The sequence below is a fragment of the Domibacillus sp. DTU_2020_1001157_1_SI_ALB_TIR_016 genome (assembly GCF_032341995.1).
GTDB classification, from domain to species: Bacteria; Bacillota; Bacilli; order Bacillales; family Domibacillaceae; genus Domibacillus; species Domibacillus indicus_A.
In genome coordinates, this window is record NZ_CP135439.1 from 2910956 (window position 1) to 2928245 (window position 17290).

Here is a 17290-nt window from a genome sequence, read left to right on the forward strand (position 1 = left end):
GCTGAGGCAGATTGCTTCTTATTTAATAGTGATGATGTTCTCGTCGCCATTTTTCACTGTTCCCGGCTTTTCAACCGTTACGGATTGACCTTCTGCAAGGTTTGTGAAAATAATCGGCGTGATCGTCGATGTGGCATTTTTCGCAATGTAGTCCAGGTCCACTTTAAGAAGCGGCTGGCCTGCTTTGACTTCATCACCTTCTGATACAAGGGCTTCAAAACCTTCCCCGTTCAGCTTTACTGTATCGATACCGAAGTGAATCAAGATTTCGCGCCCACTGTCCGCAGTAATACCAATCGCATGCTTTGTCGGGAAGACGTTAATGATTTTACCGTTTACCGGAGATACGACTGTACCATCGTTTGGCTTGATCGCAAAGCCGTCACCCATCATTTTTCCAGCGAAAACAGGGTCCGGTACTTCTGTAATTGGCAGAAGTTCACCTGAAATAGGTGCTACAAACTTATCTTCTATATCATTGCGGATTGCAGCTGGCGCCGCGTTTTCCACTTCTTTTTGCACTTCCTGGTCCGGTTTTACGGTTGCTGTTGGACGAGGCTTGTTGCCTTTCATAATGTCCGCCATTTGGTGGCGAAGACCGTCTGATTTCGGTCCAAAGATAGCCTGAATGTTGTTGCCCACTTCAAGGACACCTGCTGCTCCAAGCTGTTTCAAACGTTTTTTATCAACGTTGCCAATATCATTTACAGATACACGAAGACGTGTGATACAAGCGTCAAGGTTCACAATGTTTTCATTTCCGCCCATTGCATCCAGAATCTCATATGGAAGGTCGCCTGCTACAACAGCTGGTCCCTCTTCATTATCTTCGTCTTCTGTCTCACGTCCTGGTGTTGCCAGGTTAAACTTGCGGATCGCAAAACGGAAACCGAAGTAGTAAATAACCGCAAATACAAGACCTACTGGAATAACAATCCATGCATTTGTTTGCGGGTTTAAAAGACCGAATAGTGTATAGTCAATCAAACCGCCTGAGAATGTCATACCAATTTTTACATCCAGCAAGTTCATTGTCATAAATGACAGACCCGCAAAAATCGCGTGAACTCCGAACAAAACAGGTGCTACGAACAAGAATGAGAACTCAAGCGGCTCTGTAATCCCTGTTAAGAAAGATGTTAATGCAGCAGAACCCATAAGGCCGGCTACTACTTTTTTACGCTCCGGACGCGCTTCATGATAAATTGCAAGCGCTGCTGCCGGAAGACCGAACATCATGAATGGATATTTACCAGTCATAAATGTACCAGCTGTTAAGTTTTCAACACCGTCACGAATCTGCGCCATAAACATTGGCTGGTCACCACGAACGATTTCACCCGCCGCAGTTGTGTACTGGCCAAATTCATACCAGAACGGTGAATAGAAAATGTGATGAAGGCCAAATGGAATTAAGCTTCGTTCAATTACACCGAAAATAAAAGCAGATAGGGCAAGATTACCTTCTAACAGTACGTGTGAAAAGGCATTTAAGCCACTTTGAATTGGCGGCCAGATCACAATCATAAGAAGACCGAGAATTACTGCTGAAGCCGCTGTTGCAATCGGAACGAACCGTTTGCCTGCAAAGAATCCTAAGTATGATGGTAATTCAATGTTAAAGAATTTGTTGTACATGAAAGCGGCAATCGCTCCCACGATAATCCCTCCGAATACACCGGTTTGCAGGGATGGAATTCCAAGAATAAGCGCATAAGCAGGGTTGCCGCCTTCTAGAACAGCGATTTTCTCCAAGCCTAGTGCTGTCCCCATTGTGGCGTTCATAATTAAATATCCGACGATCGCCGCAAGACCGGCAACACCGTCACCGCCTGCAAGACCAATTGCTACACCGACTGCAAAGAGTATCGGCAAGTTTCCGAAAACAATGTCACCTGAGTTTTCCATAACAGACGCGACTGTAACAATCCAGTCAGCTGTTAAAAACGGTGCTAAATCAGTTAAAGCTGGGTTTTGCAGCGCATTACCAAACGCAAGCAAAAGTCCGGCAGCCGGCAAAATCGCAACAGGCAGCATAAGTGCTTTACCGATTTTCTGAAGCACACCGAAAAGCTTTTTAAACATGTGTGTTTCCTCCTCTATATTGAATAGTATGTGCATTTCAAAGATGAATCAGACAGACAAGCACGAAAAAAGGCATGAGAAAAGAAGACATCAGAAAATAGAAGTCCTAATAAACCCCTATTTCCCTGTATCTCCTTTACTCATGCCTGATCGTATCAGTAACACGTAAAGAACAATGTAATTATTTCATTTTTGTCTGTATCCGCTGCAGATGCATCGTTAAATAAACCGCTTCCGCATCATACACGGGATGTTTTAATGTCTGCTGCATCACCTTGATCAGCTTCCACGACAAATTATAACACACAGGATATTCCGCTTTCAATAGGTTTGCGATTTTTTCCGGTTCCTCGACTTTTTCCCCGCGGACTACCCGTTCAATCGTATATCGTATATGGCGTACAAGGCGCATATAATCAATGCTTTCTTTGTCGAGCTCCACTTCAAGCTGAGATTCGATCATTCCAACTAATGTCGCCATCAGCTCAGAATGGCGGCTTAAATCCTTCACATCTTTATTGGCAACCGCACTATGAATATGAAGGGCAATAAAGCCGGTTTCCCCTTCTGGCAGTTTAATCGTCAGCTTGCTGTTAATCAGCTTTGTAACCTCTTCTGCTATTTCATACTCAAACGGATAGAGCGCTTTCGTTTCCAGCAAAAACGGGTTGCTAATGCCCATGCCGCGCATCATGCGATTTACCGCAAACAACAGGTGATCTGTCAGGCCGACGTGAATGTGCTCGTTCAGCGTTTCCCCTACCCGCTCACGAATAAGTTCCACTGCCGCGATAATGACTTTCAACGTTTCATCATCCAAGTGAGGCAGCAGCTTTTTATACTGCTCCTGCTCGCTCCGGTCCTTTAATACAAACAGCTTTTCCACCGAGCTACGCACAATGCTGTCTCCCTGCTGCCTGCCAAAACCGATCCCTCTGCCGATCAGCACAACCTCTGTCTCATCAGTGGTGGCTGCAATGAGCACATTATTGTTTAGTGCTTTTTTCACAAAAAATTTTTCCATAGCACATCCTCGTTGTTCTTCTTTTTTTACAGTATAGCATGAGGGCGACGTAAAAAAACACCTCTCTGTTTGGCAGAGAGGTGTTTTGGGACTATTTTAAAAATACAAAATAAAGCACAAATACCACAAATAAGAAATACATAATTGGATGGATTTCTTTTCCGCGCCCTTTCATGAGCATCGTGATCGGATAGAACACAAAGCCCATTGCAATTCCGGTTGCAATACTGTAAGAAAGCGGCATTGCAATAATTGTGAAGAAAGCAGGAACGGCAATTTCAAATTTTGTCCAATCAATTTTACCAAGTACGGATACCATCAGCACCCCAACAATAATAATAGCCGGAGCTGTTACATGAGTTGTAATGACGGACAAAAGCGGGAAGAAAAACAACGAAAGCAAGAAAAGAATTCCTGTTACCACTGCTGCAAGTCCGCTTCGTGCGCCTACCGCTACACCGGCAGAAGATTCAATATATGCTGTTGTCGTAGACGTACCGAGCAGTGAACCCACTGTTGTGGCAGAGGCATCTGCCATTAACGCTCTGCCTGCACGAGGCAGTTTATTGTCTTTCATTAATCCTGCCTGGTTTGCAACGGCTACAAGAGTGCCGGCCGTGTCAAAGAAGTCTACAAATAAAAACGTTAAAACAATAATAAGCATTTGAAGCGTGAAAATTTCATCTGGTTTTTGGAAAATATTTTCAAGCGCCACACCAAATGTCGGTGCAATGCTTGGAGCGGCAGAAACAATCTTGGCCGGCAGTTCTACCAGGCCGAAAATCATGCCAACTACTGCTGTAATGAGCATCCCATAAAAGATGCTTCCGTTAATGCCCTTGGTCATCATAATAATGGTAATGATTAAACCAAAAATCGTTAACAAAGTCGGCGCAGAATGGATATCTCCTAGGCCAACTAAAACAGCATCATCATTCACAATAATCCCGGCATTTTGAAAACCAACAAATGTAATAAATAAGCCAATCCCTGCCCCAACAGCATATTTCAATTCAATTGGAATGGCATTAATGATGGTTTCCCTGAGCCCGGTCAGTGTAAGGGCAATGAAAATAAGTCCGGAAAACAAAACACCTGTCAGTGCTGTCTGCCATGGAATTTCATATGTCAGCATAACGGTATAAGCAAAAAATGCGTTAAGTCCCATCCCTGGCGCAAGACCAATCGGATACTTCGCTAAAAGCCCCATAATCAGTGATCCAACTGCAGCCGCAATAGCCGTAGCTGCAAAAACGGATCCGTGGTCCATGCGCATCGCATCCGGTAAATCCGGTATGGATTGCAGCGACAGCGTCATCGGATTAACGACCAAAATATACGCCATAGACAAAAATGTTGTCAATCCGCCAATAATTTCACGGCGGTACGTAGTGCCAAGTTCATCCAATTGGAAAAACTTTCTCATTCTTTTTTCTCCCTTCGATCTTATATACGAACGAAAAATACCCGGAGCAGTGGATGCTCCGGGTACGACTAACAAAGGAATATAGAAAGAGACATTCTCTTTCCATTCATTCGTAGTCGGACCATTTACGGCAGTCCGGTAGAAACTGTCAAGCCTTATTCTCGACGATATACGATGCATGTAAAAGTAATAATGTACTCTTTCATTTTACTGATATACCATTCGTTCGTCAATACAAAACACGAACGAAAAATATTTTTTTATGTTTTTTGTTCGTTTATTCCCACTCGATTGTTGCAGGCGGCTTGCTCGTAATGTCATACACAACGCGGTTTACGTGTGCGACCTCGTTGACAATACGTGTAGAAATCACTTCAAGCACATCCCATGGAATACGCGCCCAATCCGATGTCATACCGTCAATGGATGTTACGGCACGGATACCTACCGTGTAATCATATGTGCGCGCATCTCCCATAACCCCTACGCTGCGGATGTCTGGAAGTACAGTGAAGTACTGCCAAATTTCACGCTCAAGACCATGATTGGCGATTTCTTCGCGCAAAATCGCATCAGATTCACGAACAATTTCCAATTTTTCTTCTGAAATCGCTCCAAGCACACGGATACCCAGTCCAGGACCTGGGAACGGCTGGCGCCAAACGATGTGTTCTGGAATACCAAGCTCTGTTCCAAGCGCGCGCACTTCATCTTTAAACAGCGTGCTAAGCGGCTCAATCAGCTTAAACTGCATATCTTCCGGCAGTCCGCCTACGTTGTGGTGCGATTTAATTGTCTGCGCCGTAGCTGTACCACTTTCGATAATATCTGTGTAAAGTGTTCCCTGCGCCAGGAATTCAATACCTTGAAGTTTTGATGCTTCATCATCAAAAACGTAAATAAACTCGTTACCGATAATTTTCCGTTTTTGTTCTGGATCTGATACGCCTGCCAGCTTGTTCATAAAGCGCTCTTTCGCATCAACTTTAATAATATTAATGTTAAAGCCATTAGCAAATGTATCCATAACCTGCTCAGCTTCCCCTTTACGAAGAAGGCCGTGGTCAACAAAAATACATGTTAACTGATCGCCGATTGCTTTATGGATCAAAACCGCTACAACAGATGAATCTACACCGCCGGACATCGCGCAAAGCACTTTTTTATCGCCCACGATTTGGCGGATTTTTTCCACTTCGATTTCAACGTAGTTTTCCATAGACCAGTCGCCTGTGCAGCCACATACACCAAATACAAAGTTCTTTAAAAGATCGTTTCCGTATACGGAATGCTTTACTTCCGGATGGAATTGAACTGCGTATAGGTTTTCAGCTTTATTGCTCATTGCAGCAATTGGGCATGATGGACTTACTGCATCAACTGTAAAACCAGCTGGTGCTTCTGTTACAAGGTCGCTATGGCTCATCCAGACAACCTGTTCGTTCGGAAGATCTGTAAATAGAGCAGACTCATTTTGAACGGTAATAGCGGCTTTTCCGTATTCACGGTGCGACGCTTTTGAAACTGTACCGCCAAAGTGTTTTGTCATCAGCTGCATACCGTAGCAAATACCGAAAATCGGCACATTCAAGTCAAAAATGCGCTCATCGCAGTGAAAGGCGTCATCTGCGTATACACTGTTTGGGCCGCCTGAGAAAATAATCCCTGTCGGATTGATCTCTTTGATTTCTTCAACTGTAATAGTGTGCGGATGAAGCTCGCTGTATACACCAAATTCACGAATACGACGTGTGATCAACTGGTTGTACTGGCTTCCAAAGTCAAGTACAAGAATCATTTCCTGGTGCTGCAATTCTGATTTCCCTGTCATAATTTTACTCTCTTCCCTTCAATTCCGTATTATCGGAAACATTTATCTATTTTTTGTTCGTGTTCACACATTTTGACCTCATTTTATATGGTTCAATGGAGCCGGTCAAGGTATTGTTCTGTTTATTGAAAATTCAAAAAGTAAAAACACGCCCCGCTCTGCGGCGGATACCGTTTACATCATTTTTTGTTCACATAAAAAAACTTTCCGGCGTCAGCCGGAAAGTTTTAGTTTTTCCAGAAATCATCAAATACCGTAATCGGAAGATGGCGTTTATGGCGTGTTTTTGTAAAATGCGCCTCGATTTTTTCAGCTGCCTCAGCTGGAATTTCTTTTCCTTCAAGGTAGTCATCAATTTGTTCATACGTTACACCGAGCGCCACTTCATCTGGGATCAGCGGTTTATTGTCTTCAAGGTCAGCAGTCGGTACTTTCATATACAAATGCTCCGGTGCACCGAGCTCCTTCAGCATAGAACGGCCCTGGCGCTTATTTAAACGGAACAACGGAACAACGTCGGCTGCCCCGTCACCAAACTTTGTATAAAAGCCGGTAACAGCTTCCGCCGAATGGTCCGTTCCGATCACTACCGCTCCTTTTGCTGCAGCGATCGCATACTGCACTTTCATTCGCTCACGCGCTTTATCATTTCCTTTTATGAAATCAGAAATCTCAATGCCGGCGGCTTCAACGGCCGCTTCGCTGGCGTCCACCGCTCCTTTAATATTAACCGTCAGGCGCTCATCCGCTCCAATAAAGTCCATAGCAGCCTGTGCATCCGGCTCGTCTTTTTGAACTCCATATGGAAGGCGGACGGCATAAAAGGTATAATCCTTGCCAGTTTCTTCACGAAGCTCTTCCACTGCGAGCTGCGCAAGGCGCCCGGCAAGCGTGGAATCTTGCCCCCCAGAAATTCCGAGCACGTATCCTTTCAGGAAAGGATACTGGCGGAGATAGTCTTTAAGAAAATCAATGCTTCGGCGAATCTCTTTTTGTGGATCGATTTGCGGCTGTACTTGCAGCTCTTCAATGATTTCTTTTTGTAATTCACGCATGATACAAGAAGTCCCCTTTCATTTCTAGTTCTTTCTAGTATCATACCACTTCCGCATGTGAATCAACCAACAAAAGCAAAAGTTTATGCCTCTCCTCCAAATCGGCATTTAAAAAAATAATGTACATCTATGTATGAAAAGAAAGCAATTATCAATACTAAAAAAGAGGACAGCCAGATGGCTGCCCCTCCATTTTTACACTTCTGGTACGAATGTTTTACAATCAGTTTCTTCCTGGTTGGAGGCCTGCTTGCCTTTATGACTCACTACGTAAATGGCCTCTGCTCTACATTTGTTTCCAGAACCCCAGTATTTGCAGTTGTTTACTTCACAAAGAACATCTTTCGCCATTTGCTTACACCTCCTGGTCCTTAGTATGACCAAAGCGGATGGTATCATACTTCATTTTAACGTTTGGCCCCGCGTTGTTCAGGGAACAGGCGAAACGATAATACGACATTAAACGGAGGCCAAAATCATGGACAATGAACAAGTAGACGTTGTCATTGCAGGCGGCGGACCGGGCGGTTTAAATGCGGCACTCGTTTTGGGCAGGTCTTTGAAAAAAGTGCTTGTGATTGATGAAGACAGGCCAAGAAACAGTGCCACACTAAGATCGCACGGTTTTTTAACAAGGGACGGAGCCAGCCCGGATGAAATTCGCGAAATTGCCAGAGAACAACTAAAAACGTATCCAAATGTTACTTTTATAAAGGATGTCGTGGAAGATGTTGAACGAAAAAATGGCCTCTTTATAGTAAAAACCAAAAATGGAAAAATGGCTTCCGGCAGAAAAATGATTTTCGCAACCGGTATGAAGGACCACCTGCCCGATATTCCGGGGCTTGATAAAGTATATGGAAAAACGGTTTTTCATTGCCCATACTGTGACGGCTGGGAACGGCAGCACGATCCGATTGCTCTTTTTGCAGACGGAAAAGCTCTTCTACCGTTCGTTAAACTCATTTTCAACTGGAGTAAAGACTTAATCGTTTTTTCGAACGGGCCGGCTGGAATAACAGCAGAAGAAAAGAAACAGCTCATGCATTACAATATTCAGCTGATTGAAACACCTATCGCTAACCTGCAGTCGACGGATGGACAATTGGAAAATGTGGTTTTGCAAAATGGGGACAGCATCCGCCGCACCGGTGGCTTTATGGCTTCTACCGGAGAACAACAAGGCTCCTCTCTTCCCGCCCGGCTTGGCATTCGGCTCAATGATCAACATGAATATGTGACCGGCCAGCACGGACAAACAGAGATCAAGGATTTGTTTATTATTGGCGATGCTAAAAACACCTTTACGAGCCTGGTCGGTGCAGCAAGCCAGGGCTATGAGGCAGCTGTGAAAATAAATGGGGACTTTGCGGCAGAAAACTGGGCCGACGGCTTAAAAACAACTTCTCATTAAGCTCATTCGATAAGCATCACCAGCGGATTTTGCGTTTAAATTTTCCGAACTGCGGCAAGCTATACAGGCATGCCATACAACAGGAGGATCGATACATGGATTTAAAAGATAAAATGACTTTTCATGTAACCGGTACGACGGAAAAATTAAAAACGACAATTCAATCAAAGCAGCATACGATCATATTGGATGAGCCGCCGGCAGTCGGCGGAGGCGACAAAGGCTCCGATCCCCTTTCTTATCTTCTCGCTTCTTTAGCTGGATGCGAAAATATTATCGCGTATATGGTGGCACAGGAAATGAATTTTGACCTTCAATCCATGGAGATGGATGTAAAAGGCGTACTTGATCCGCTCGGTATGCGGGGAGAGCCAGGAGTTCAAGTGTTTTTCGAAAAAGTTTCCTTTAAAGCAAAGGTTTCCACAAGCGAATCGGAAGAACGCCTTGCGGAATTAAAAGAAAAAACCGACGCCCGGTGCCCGGTGCTGACGATGATGAAGGCAGCCGGCATTGAATTAGAAACCGAATGGGTAAAAGCGTAAATGATATCCAAGTCAGCCCAATTGAATCATTTGGGCTGACTTTTTTATTCGATTAACTGTATAAGATGCGCGGCTGCTTTTTCAATATCTACTCTTTTGCTGCCCGATGCCATATCATGAACGGCTCTTATCCGGCCATCCGCGTCTACCATGTACATGGAAGTTGAATGCGTAATGACACCCTCCCCGCTTTTTTCATATATCATGTTAAATTGCTCAGCGTATTCTCTCGTTTGCTGTTCAGTGCCGCGCAGAAACAGCCAGTTTGATGATTGAATATCAAAGGCTTCCTTATATTGCAAAATGACTGGGACGGTATCAAACGCCGGATCAAGCGTAACAGATAAGATACTATACTGCTCTTCTTCTATTCCTTTTTCCGCCAATGCCCGCTGAAGCTTTTTTAAATCCTGTATCGTAAAAGGGCAGACGTCCGGGCATTTTGTATAAAAAAACGACACAAGCATCGGCTTGCCGCTTACCGAAAAGTCATTTCCGCTTACCTCCTGCATTGAAAAATCATCCACTTCACCGAGCTTGGGCAGTGCTGACAAGGAAGTCCATACATAATAAAAGAAAAAACACCCTATAACAACAGCAGCGGCGAGTGCAGCTTTCTTCATCGCATCTACCCTCCTTTCTACATGCGAAGTGAATAGCGAATAGATAACAGGATGCAGGCATGAAAGCAGGCAGCTGCAAATGGAATGGTGTACAGATCAATGGCGGCGGCTGATTCGACCGGTATTCTGCATAAAGCCGGATTTTGTAAAACAGCGCCCAGCATGGTGCCCATTGCCCCTCCCATTAACCCATTAAACACCCCATTTAATGGAGCTGGATGTTTTAACAGAGTGCCGAACCTCCAGCCAATCCATAGGCCGATCAGCAGGGAAGCTGCGTAAAAACCAGGAAAAAGCAAAATAAGGCACATGCTGAAGAAAAAAGAAGCGAGCATCGTAATCGTCATACAAAGAACCATTGTAAAATGGTCGTCAAAAAGCATCCGCTTCCTCTTTAATAGGTGATATATCCGATACAGTTCTATTCCGTTCCAGCTGCTTAATAGAAGAATAAAAGCCAAGTTTGTCACGACCTTTGAATTGAGATCATCACTAAAAGAAGACAGGCAAAAAAGACGGCGTGAATAAACCAAATCAACTGTCCGGGCATATCTATGACAGATCCGAGCATAGGGGCCATTAAGCCGGTAATAAATCCATTTATCACTCCCGCTAAAAAGGCCTGGTAATCAAAAAGCAATCCAAACAGAGCTCCTAAAAGAATCCCTAGGGCCGCAGCAGTGATCGTAACGAGTGTAAAATGAAAAGGAAAAGCAATAACAAGCATAAGCCCGGCAAGCAGGGCCGAAAAACCGCCCGCTGCTTGACTAATATTCATTCCAAGCTGAATACCAATTCGTTTTTTTCGGCGGAATATGTACATAAATAGGGCGGTGTACACGAATAAGTCCACACATAAAAAAGAGAATAAAGTAAGTGTGTTCACCTTTACACCTCACCTTCGCAGGCTGAATGCGTTAGAAACAGCTGTCCGACATGTTACGCTTATAGCTATGCAAACATGCCAGTGAATATCTCTGTTCCATACTAATAAGACCTCCATCTCAGCTGGAGGCCTTATGAAATACTTTCGAAAATATTATTCTGCTTCGATCATAACAAAGTCTTTAAATGAAAAGACAACCGTTGTTACGGCTGTGCCTGCTGCCGGCTCTTCTTCTTCCTCTTCAAGCCCCAGCACATCCAGTTCATCTACTACTGGTTCCGCTGCTTCTGCGCTGTAGGCAACCGCGTTGAACAGCACCTTTGCATCAAGGTCCTCGCACATAACCGTGACACGGATTTCAAAGGAAAGAACAGGTGTCGCTAAAGGGCCGCCTGTTAATAAGTCTGCGAAAAAGTGCTGCGTCTGGCAGCTAGTTACTTTCACTTTTTCCGCTGGCATAACCGGCACAACCATTGCTTTCATTGGAACGGCCATACCAGGAGGTGTCGTTGTAAGTCCAGCGGAAACAGCCGGATCACCCCAGTTTAAAACTTCTACTTTCACAAGACAATTATCAAAACCTGTGGCAGATACCCATAGCTCCTGAGCAGCTTGAGCACCTCCAGCTGTTGAATTCGAAATAGGTCCTGACGTATACACCTTTTTATGCATTTTCTTTTTGCATTCCATATATTCATCCTCCTCTTCGTCATAATAAGCACCGCAGTGCTCGCAGCGTTCTTCATCATAATCGTTTTCTTTTTTACAGTAATCACATTTCCAGCTATCCATCTATTGCTTTCCTCCCTTCTTTTTGAATGCCAGCTTTTCTCTTGGCTCTATATCGTATGAACACTCTTATAATCACGTATAATGCGTGCAACCAATTTTTACACTTTTACGTGTAAATAATTTTTCTCTTTCAAAAGACCGAACGGACTTCAAAGCTGATTTCTGTTTCACCTAATTTTTTGTAAGAATATTTGTCCTGCATTCGCACATATAAATTTGCTGTAGTTTTGCAGAAGGAGGAGATCAATGAAAACACGCATGAGATTTGATCAATACCTTTCCACCCTGCTCGAAAAAAGAAAACTTGAAATAACAGAAAAACATGAATCCCTTGAGGAAAAAGAAGGATTCAGTTCTCCCGCCGGAGCAGCTCCCACAGAAGAAATAAGGCTATTTAACGAATACAAGGAACAAGCCAATCTTCTTCAAATTGCAAATGCCGTTCCCGAAAGAAGAAAGTTTTTAATGCTGAAAAAATTTTTAAAGATGCGGCGGAACCAGCAAGTGATTGTGCGTCTGAAAAAAGGTAATCAAATCTTTGAAAAAACAGGAAAAGTAAACACGGTTGGCCGTGATTTTGTGATGCTGACCAATGCAAAGGAGCGGATTTGGATGCCGTTTCGCACGATTGAGTCCGCTAATATTCCGACGGGAGTCCCTCTGTATTCCACCTCTCATCAAAATTTGATTTACGATAATCAATTAAAGGAGCGGCTGCTTTACCGCTTCGGTGAGACAGTTGCTTCGAGGGATGTATTAGTCCAGCAATTTTACGAAGAAACACTTTTAACCAATTTAAATTCCTGGAAGTCCTTATGGGTAAAGGTCGAAACTGAACAAAAAGTTTCATTCGGAAAAATAGAGGATACGGACAGCGAAACCCTCCGACTGTCTTTTTGGAAAGAAAAACATGAAATGGATGCTGCGCATATTGTCTCCGTTCAAAGCATACGTTACATAAGTCTGCTTCCATTAATTGTAACAAGGCTGTACAAAAGAGTTTTCAGGTGAATGTGTTCCCGTTTTTCCTGCCTCACCCATCACACGTCTCGCTCTTGAATTCTTTTAGTAAAGGAGAGATAGCATGCGCAACAAAAAAGACGAAAAAGAAAAACAAGACGAAAACCTGATTGCCGAGGAAATTGAAACGGCAGCGTTGAAGAACGAAAACACCGAGGAAGAGCTGGAGATAGCAAAGGAAAACACCGAACAAAAGGAACATGCAGAAGATCAAGAAAACGAGGAAAAAGACAAGCCGGATAATGAAGACGAGGACGAAGAGGATAAAGACGAAGATGGTGATGAAGACGAAGATGATGAAGACGAATTTTTTGAAGAATTGACCGGTTTGTTAGGCCAAAGTGTGTTGATTATTACTGAAGCGTCTCAATTAAATTTGCTAGGCCAGACATTCAGGCCTATTTTTTGCGGCCCTATTGTTGAAGTGGAGCGAGGCCACCTGACGATTGATCCGGTCACCATTAAAATTTTAAATGCGCCATTTTTCCAGTTCCCAACGCCGCTGTCCATTCCTTTTGAAAGGATTGCCCAGCTGACGCCTTGTTTTGATTGTAGCGAGCGGTTCCCGCTTATTTAAAGCCAGGAAGAAAGGAAGTGTAAGAAAATGACGTCAAGACGTTCTGCTTCAAATTCCGATAACGTTATGCATGATATGGCGCTTGTGGATTATTTTAGAGCCTCTATTGGACAGAGGGCTTTTATAATGACTCCTTCTTATCCCTTTATGTTTATCGGTGAAATTGTTTCCTTAATAGGAGACCAGGTGGAGCTTGCAGTCGAAACCACCCATTTTGCCCAGCTGGAAAACCGAAACTGGCTCATTCACATTCACAATATCGAAGTGTTTTATATCGAGTTTCCCGGCGATCCGCGCATCCCAGAGTTAAATGACATGCTGTAACGAGGAGGAAAACAATGATACGTCGTTATCATGTAGTCGCGATTCCCATCCGGATGGTGGTCAACAATTTCGGTGACCATAATCCGGATGGGCAGATGTATGTGTTAAAGGAAAATGAAGCAAAAGTAAAAGAGCTGATTCGCAAAAATCCCTTTACACCGGTAGAGCTCGTACAGCCGCTTACGATCAGAGCGAACGAAGGTGATGTTGTTGAAATTCTTTTTGAAAACCAGCTTCCTTTTGCAGCGGGCATGCATTTTCAAGATCTCGATTATAACGTGTTAACGTCAGACGGAGCTAACGTCGGCTTTAATCCGAGCTCGCTCGCTGAATGCGGCGAACAGCTTCTTTACAGGCTGGATGCCACGTTTGAAGGAATTTGTTTTTTCACCGATGTCGGCAATGTATCGAGTACGGAGGATGGCTCCAGCATCCAGGGTCTTTTCGGTACATTGCTCGTTGAAAAAAGAGGTTCCTGGTGGACCGATCCGGTAACAGGCGGACCGATCAACAGCGGCGCGTTTGCGGATATTCATCATCCTTTCCTTCCCTCCTTCCGTGAGTATGCATGGTTTTTCCATGATGAAATGGAAGTGAATGATTTAACGGGCAACCGGCCGCTGAACCCGATGACCAATCAGGAAGCCGAATCGTTTCACGGTGTGAACTACCGATATGAACCGCTTCATAACCGCTTGAAACTTGTAGAAGAAGGTGTTGTGTCTCCCGAGGTTGAAGGAGAAGAAGTGCATCATGACTCCTGGATGTTTGGCGACCCTGCAACACCGATTCTGCGCGGGTACAAAGGCGACCCTGCTGTGATCCGCTTAATTCATGCAGCATCCAAAGAAACACATGTTTTTCATTATCATGTGCACCAGTGGCTGAGAGACCCAGGAAATGTTAACTCTGAAATTGTGGATGCACAGGCGATCAGTCCTCAGTCCCACTATAGCATCCGGCCTTTATATGGACTTGGCAGTCTGCAGGGCGCGATTGGAGATGCGATTATTCACTGCCACTTGTATCCCCATTTCGAAGCTGGAATGTGGGGAATGAACCGTGTTTTTGATACATTGCAGGATGGAAGCCAGTGCTATCCAAATGGCGAGCCCATTGCACCGCTTCAGCCGCTTCCTGATTGTCCTTGCCCGCCGCGCCCCACAAAAGAAAGGCCGGGATTCCCGAACTTCATTCCCGGAAAAGTCGGCTGCAAGGCGCCAAGGCCTCCTCTCGGCATTGTCGGCGGCCGGGAAATGACAGAGCTTGAAAGAAATGCCGCTGTCCCAAACGCCAGACCGGGAGCTGTTTTTGCGGATCCGTGTATGAAAAATCCGGTCGTTGAAGAGTTCAATATATCGGTGATTGAACTGCCGATTGTTTATAACAAACAGGGCTGGTACGACCCAAAAGGAAGAATATATGTGCGGGATGAAGATCTGGATGATGTGCTGTCCGGAAAAAAGGAGCCTGAACCGCTTGTGCTGCATGTAGCGGCCGGTACGTGCATTCGAATTAATTACACCAATCGGCTGCCTCATATTTTGGATGGCGACGCGTTTCAGCTGGTGACCCGAACGTATGAGACCGGTTTTCATATTCATTTCGTTAAATTTGATGTTCTTGTAGGCGACGGCGCTAACGTAGGCTGGAATTACGACAGCTCCGTTTTACCAAATGAAACGATACGATATGAATATTTTGCCGATACAGAATTGAAAGCCTTTTTTGTTCATGATCATTTGTATCCTGTTTCTCACCAGCAGCATGGCATTTTTGGAACGGTTGTTGTGCAGCCGCGCTTTTCTCAATTTTTGGATTCTAAAACAGGTGAAGAAACAGATAAGGGAGCCGAAATTACTGTCCGCCACCCATTGATCGCTGATTATCGTGATTTTACACTGTTTGTCCAGGATTTCGCCATGTTATTTGATAAAGACGGCTGTCCGATTCAGCCGCCACAGTTCCCCGGCTCACAGGATGATCCCGGTATTTTTGCAGTCAATTACAGAAATGAGCCGCTGCAGTTCCGGCTTGGGAAAGACTGTGACCCTGCCTACTCTTTCAGCTCTTATGTAAATGGAGATCCCTTCACCCCCGTTTTCCGGGCTTATGAAGGAGATTCCATCCGCATTCGGCTGCTGCAGGGTGCCCAGGAAGAATCGCACAGCTTTAACTTACACGGCTTAAGATGGAAATCAGAACGGCCCAGCAATGATTCCCAGATCCGGTCACAGCAGCATATTGGCATTTCAGAGTCTTTTACGTTTGAAATGGATATTCCAAGAGCCGGCGATTATTTATGGGCTTTTGAAACAGAAGAAGATGTGTGGAATGGTACGTGGGGGCTTATTCGTGCATACGATCAGGAAGTAGATCATCTCATATCGCTGTCAGACCGGCCTTTGCCGGAACCACGAACAAGGCCGCTGCCTGAAGTAACCGGAAAGCCGCCGGCTCCCGCTGATCCGCAGTCTACCCTTCCGCCTGAAGTAGCGCACAATGCGCCGATTCGCCGATACAGTGTTGTTGCTTTTCAAACGCCGATTTTATACAACTCGTTTGGGGACCATGATCCATTTGGCATCGTGTTTGCTTTAGAAGAAGACGTAGATGATATTCTGTCAGGCAGAAAAAATCCGGAGCCGCTTGTGCTTAGAGGTAATTCTGGTGAGTTAGTCGAAGTTACCTTAACCAGCCAGCTCAAGTTTGACTTGTTCCCATTCCCGGATGGCATTCATCCTTACCCACCAGTAAAAGAGCAGGCTTTTTATCCGCCGTCTCTTCGGATTTCCCTGCACGTCAATATGCTTGATTACGATGTTACGACTTCAAGCGGCGGCACGGTCGGTTTTAATCCTGACCAGACAGTGGGGCCTGGTGAAACGATTACGTACCGCTGGCATGTGCAGGACAGCATGGGCACCTGCGCCATGTGGGATATGGCTGACCTGCGTAATCACCGCTCCTTTGGAACATTTGGGGCTTTTATAGCGGAACCGCGCTTTACCACTTATCTTGATCCTTATACGCTGGAGCCTGTGCAAACAGGCACAAATGTGCTGCTTCAACACCCACTCAACGACAGGTATAGAGAATTTGTTTTAGTGATGCATGACGGTGTTCGTTTAGAAGATAAGCATGGTAAAGTGATTATCGATCCACTTGACGGTGTCATTCCAAAACCGGACCCTGAAGACGATGAAGTAGACACATATGATTTTGGTTCGCGCGGTTTTAATTACCGGACGGAACGGCTGATTAACCGCTTTAGAAAACACCCTGTTTTAGGTGACTTATTTAGTTCAGAAATTCACGGTGATCCAGCCACACCTGTTTTTGAAGCGTATCCCGGTGACCCTGTTGTTGTCCGGCTCACTACCCCTTCGGAACGCAGAAGAAGCCATACATTCCACATTCACGGACACAACTGGAAATTCGATCCGAGAGATATAGACTCCCGGATTGATTCATTCACAGGCCATATGGTTGTAGGTGTAACAGAAGATTTGCTTTTAATTGGCGGTGCCGGAGGAACGTATAACTATCCGGGGGATTATATGTACCGGGCCGGCAATATTCGCTGGGATATCGAACAGGGAATGTGGGGAATCATCCGGGTTCACAGCAAAGTACAGCCCCATTTGCCGCCTTTATCTCATTGACATTGATAAGAGTAAACGATTTGTTT

At 44.8% G+C, this 17290-nt stretch carries 16 protein-coding genes and 1 riboswitch; of the genes, 6 read left to right on the top strand and 10 right to left on the bottom strand.

Annotated elements, in window-relative coordinates:
• Window positions 1-18 precede the first annotated feature (18 nt).
• The 6 genes from ptsG to RRU94_RS22995 form a co-directional block, all read right to left on the bottom strand.
• On the bottom strand, window positions 19-2085 hold the full coding sequence (ptsG, locus tag RRU94_RS22970) for a glucose-specific PTS transporter subunit IIBC (protein ID WP_315693167.1): 2067 nt from the start codon (window positions 2083-2085) through the stop codon (window positions 19-21).
• A gap of 181 nt (window positions 2086-2266) precedes the next feature.
• Window positions 2267-3109, bottom strand: coding sequence for a glucose PTS transporter transcription antiterminator GlcT (glcT, locus tag RRU94_RS22975; RefSeq protein WP_315693168.1), 843 nt, complete (start codon window positions 3107-3109; stop codon window positions 2267-2269).
• Window positions 3110-3200: 91 nt separating this feature from the next.
• Window positions 3201-4535: an NCS2 family permease gene (locus RRU94_RS22980; RefSeq protein ID WP_315693169.1), complete on the bottom strand. Its 1335-nt coding sequence runs from the start codon at window positions 4533-4535 to the stop codon at window positions 3201-3203.
• A gap of 93 nt (window positions 4536-4628) precedes the next feature.
• A riboswitch (purine riboswitch) is annotated at window positions 4629-4729 on the bottom strand.
• Between the two features lie 83 nt (window positions 4730-4812).
• Entirely contained in the window at window positions 4813-6366 is a 1554-nt protein-coding gene (gene guaA / locus RRU94_RS22985; RefSeq protein WP_315693170.1) for a glutamine-hydrolyzing GMP synthase, read from the bottom strand.
• Between the two features lie 227 nt (window positions 6367-6593).
• Entirely contained in the window at window positions 6594-7421 is an 828-nt protein-coding gene (gene nadE, locus RRU94_RS22990) for an ammonia-dependent NAD(+) synthetase (RefSeq protein ID WP_251272669.1), read from the bottom strand.
• Window positions 7422-7616: 195 nt separating this feature from the next.
• Entirely contained in the window at window positions 7617-7772 is a 156-nt protein-coding gene (locus tag RRU94_RS22995) for a DUF1540 domain-containing protein (RefSeq protein ID WP_315693171.1), read from the bottom strand.
• A gap of 127 nt (window positions 7773-7899) precedes the next feature.
• On the opposite strand from RRU94_RS22995, the gene RRU94_RS23000 reads away from it, so the two are divergent.
• Together RRU94_RS23000 and RRU94_RS23005 are read left to right on the top strand one after the other, a co-directional pair.
• The gene (locus tag RRU94_RS23000) at window positions 7900-8835 is read left to right on the top strand and encodes an NAD(P)/FAD-dependent oxidoreductase (RefSeq protein ID WP_315693172.1); all 936 of its coding nucleotides are present in this window, start codon (window positions 7900-7902) and stop codon (window positions 8833-8835) included.
• A gap of 95 nt (window positions 8836-8930) precedes the next feature.
• Entirely contained in the window at window positions 8931-9377 is a 447-nt protein-coding gene (locus RRU94_RS23005) for an OsmC family protein (protein WP_315693173.1), read from the top strand.
• A 44-nt stretch (window positions 9378-9421) separates the two neighbouring features.
• On the opposite strand, the gene RRU94_RS23010 is transcribed toward RRU94_RS23005, so the two are convergent.
• The 4 genes from RRU94_RS23010 to RRU94_RS23025 form a co-directional block, all read right to left on the bottom strand.
• Window positions 9422-10000, bottom strand: coding sequence for an SCO family protein (locus RRU94_RS23010; RefSeq protein WP_315693175.1), 579 nt, complete (start codon window positions 9998-10000; stop codon window positions 9422-9424).
• A 17-nt stretch (window positions 10001-10017) separates the two neighbouring features.
• On the bottom strand, window positions 10018-10383 hold the full coding sequence (locus RRU94_RS23015) for a hypothetical protein (protein ID WP_315693176.1): 366 nt from the start codon (window positions 10381-10383) through the stop codon (window positions 10018-10020).
• Window positions 10384-10466: 83 nt separating this feature from the next.
• Complete coding sequence (locus RRU94_RS23020; RefSeq protein WP_315693177.1) at window positions 10467-10886, bottom strand: hypothetical protein; 420 nt, start codon at window positions 10884-10886, stop codon at window positions 10467-10469.
• Window positions 10887-11039: 153 nt separating this feature from the next.
• Complete coding sequence (locus tag RRU94_RS23025; protein WP_315693178.1) at window positions 11040-11678, bottom strand: hypothetical protein; 639 nt, start codon at window positions 11676-11678, stop codon at window positions 11040-11042.
• A 246-nt stretch (window positions 11679-11924) separates the two neighbouring features.
• Here RRU94_RS23025 and RRU94_RS23030 point away from each other — a divergent pair, with 246 nt between their 5' ends.
• The 4 genes from RRU94_RS23030 to RRU94_RS23045 all read left to right on the top strand — a co-directional run bounded on the left by RRU94_RS23030 (window position 11925) and on the right by RRU94_RS23045 (window position 17264).
• Entirely contained in the window at window positions 11925-12689 is a 765-nt protein-coding gene (locus RRU94_RS23030) for a hypothetical protein (RefSeq protein ID WP_315693179.1), read from the top strand.
• 73 nt (window positions 12690-12762) lie between these two features.
• Complete coding sequence (locus RRU94_RS23035) at window positions 12763-13275, top strand: hypothetical protein (RefSeq protein WP_315693181.1); 513 nt, start codon at window positions 12763-12765, stop codon at window positions 13273-13275.
• A 27-nt stretch (window positions 13276-13302) separates the two neighbouring features.
• Entirely contained in the window at window positions 13303-13599 is a 297-nt protein-coding gene (locus tag RRU94_RS23040; RefSeq protein WP_315693182.1) for a hypothetical protein, read from the top strand.
• A 14-nt stretch (window positions 13600-13613) separates the two neighbouring features.
• Complete coding sequence (locus RRU94_RS23045; RefSeq protein ID WP_315693183.1) at window positions 13614-17264, top strand: multicopper oxidase domain-containing protein; 3651 nt, start codon at window positions 13614-13616, stop codon at window positions 17262-17264.
• Window positions 17265-17290: the final 26 nt, after the last annotated feature.

What these genes read in the sequence shown, in the direction of transcription:
- RRU94_RS23035 (WP_315693181.1), top strand. Translation starts at nt 12,763, where the DNA reads ATGCGCAACAAAAAAGACGAAAAAGAAAAACAAGACGAAAACCTGATT.
- RRU94_RS23005 (WP_315693173.1), top strand. Translation starts at nt 8,931, where the DNA reads ATGGATTTAAAAGATAAAATGACTTTTCATGTAACCGGTACGACGGAA.
- RRU94_RS22995 (WP_315693171.1), bottom strand. Translation starts at nt 7,772, where the DNA reads ATGGCGAAAGATGTTCTTTGTGAAGTAAACAACTGCAAATACTGGGGT.
- glcT (WP_315693168.1), bottom strand. Translation starts at nt 3,109, where the DNA reads ATGGAAAAATTTTTTGTGAAAAAAGCACTAAACAATAATGTGCTCATT.
- RRU94_RS23025 (WP_315693178.1), bottom strand. Translation starts at nt 11,678, where the DNA reads ATGGATAGCTGGAAATGTGATTACTGTAAAAAAGAAAACGATTATGAT.
- guaA (WP_315693170.1), bottom strand. Translation starts at nt 6,366, where the DNA reads ATGACAGGGAAATCAGAATTGCAGCACCAGGAAATGATTCTTGTACTT.
- ptsG (WP_315693167.1), bottom strand. Translation starts at nt 2,085, where the DNA reads ATGTTTAAAAAGCTTTTCGGTGTGCTTCAGAAAATCGGTAAAGCACTT.
- RRU94_RS22980 (WP_315693169.1), bottom strand. Translation starts at nt 4,535, where the DNA reads ATGAGAAAGTTTTTCCAATTGGATGAACTTGGCACTACGTACCGCCGT.
- RRU94_RS23030 (WP_315693179.1), top strand. Translation starts at nt 11,925, where the DNA reads ATGAAAACACGCATGAGATTTGATCAATACCTTTCCACCCTGCTCGAA.
- nadE (WP_251272669.1), bottom strand. Translation starts at nt 7,421, where the DNA reads ATGCGTGAATTACAAAAAGAAATCATTGAAGAGCTGCAAGTACAGCCG.
- RRU94_RS23015 (WP_315693176.1), bottom strand. Translation starts at nt 10,383, where the DNA reads ATGCTTTTTGACGACCATTTTACAATGGTTCTTTGTATGACGATTACG.
- RRU94_RS23010 (WP_315693175.1), bottom strand. Translation starts at nt 10,000, where the DNA reads ATGAAGAAAGCTGCACTCGCCGCTGCTGTTGTTATAGGGTGTTTTTTC.
- RRU94_RS23045 (WP_315693183.1), top strand. Translation starts at nt 13,614, where the DNA reads ATGATACGTCGTTATCATGTAGTCGCGATTCCCATCCGGATGGTGGTC.
- RRU94_RS23000 (WP_315693172.1), top strand. Translation starts at nt 7,900, where the DNA reads ATGGACAATGAACAAGTAGACGTTGTCATTGCAGGCGGCGGACCGGGC.
- RRU94_RS23040 (WP_315693182.1), top strand. Translation starts at nt 13,303, where the DNA reads ATGACGTCAAGACGTTCTGCTTCAAATTCCGATAACGTTATGCATGAT.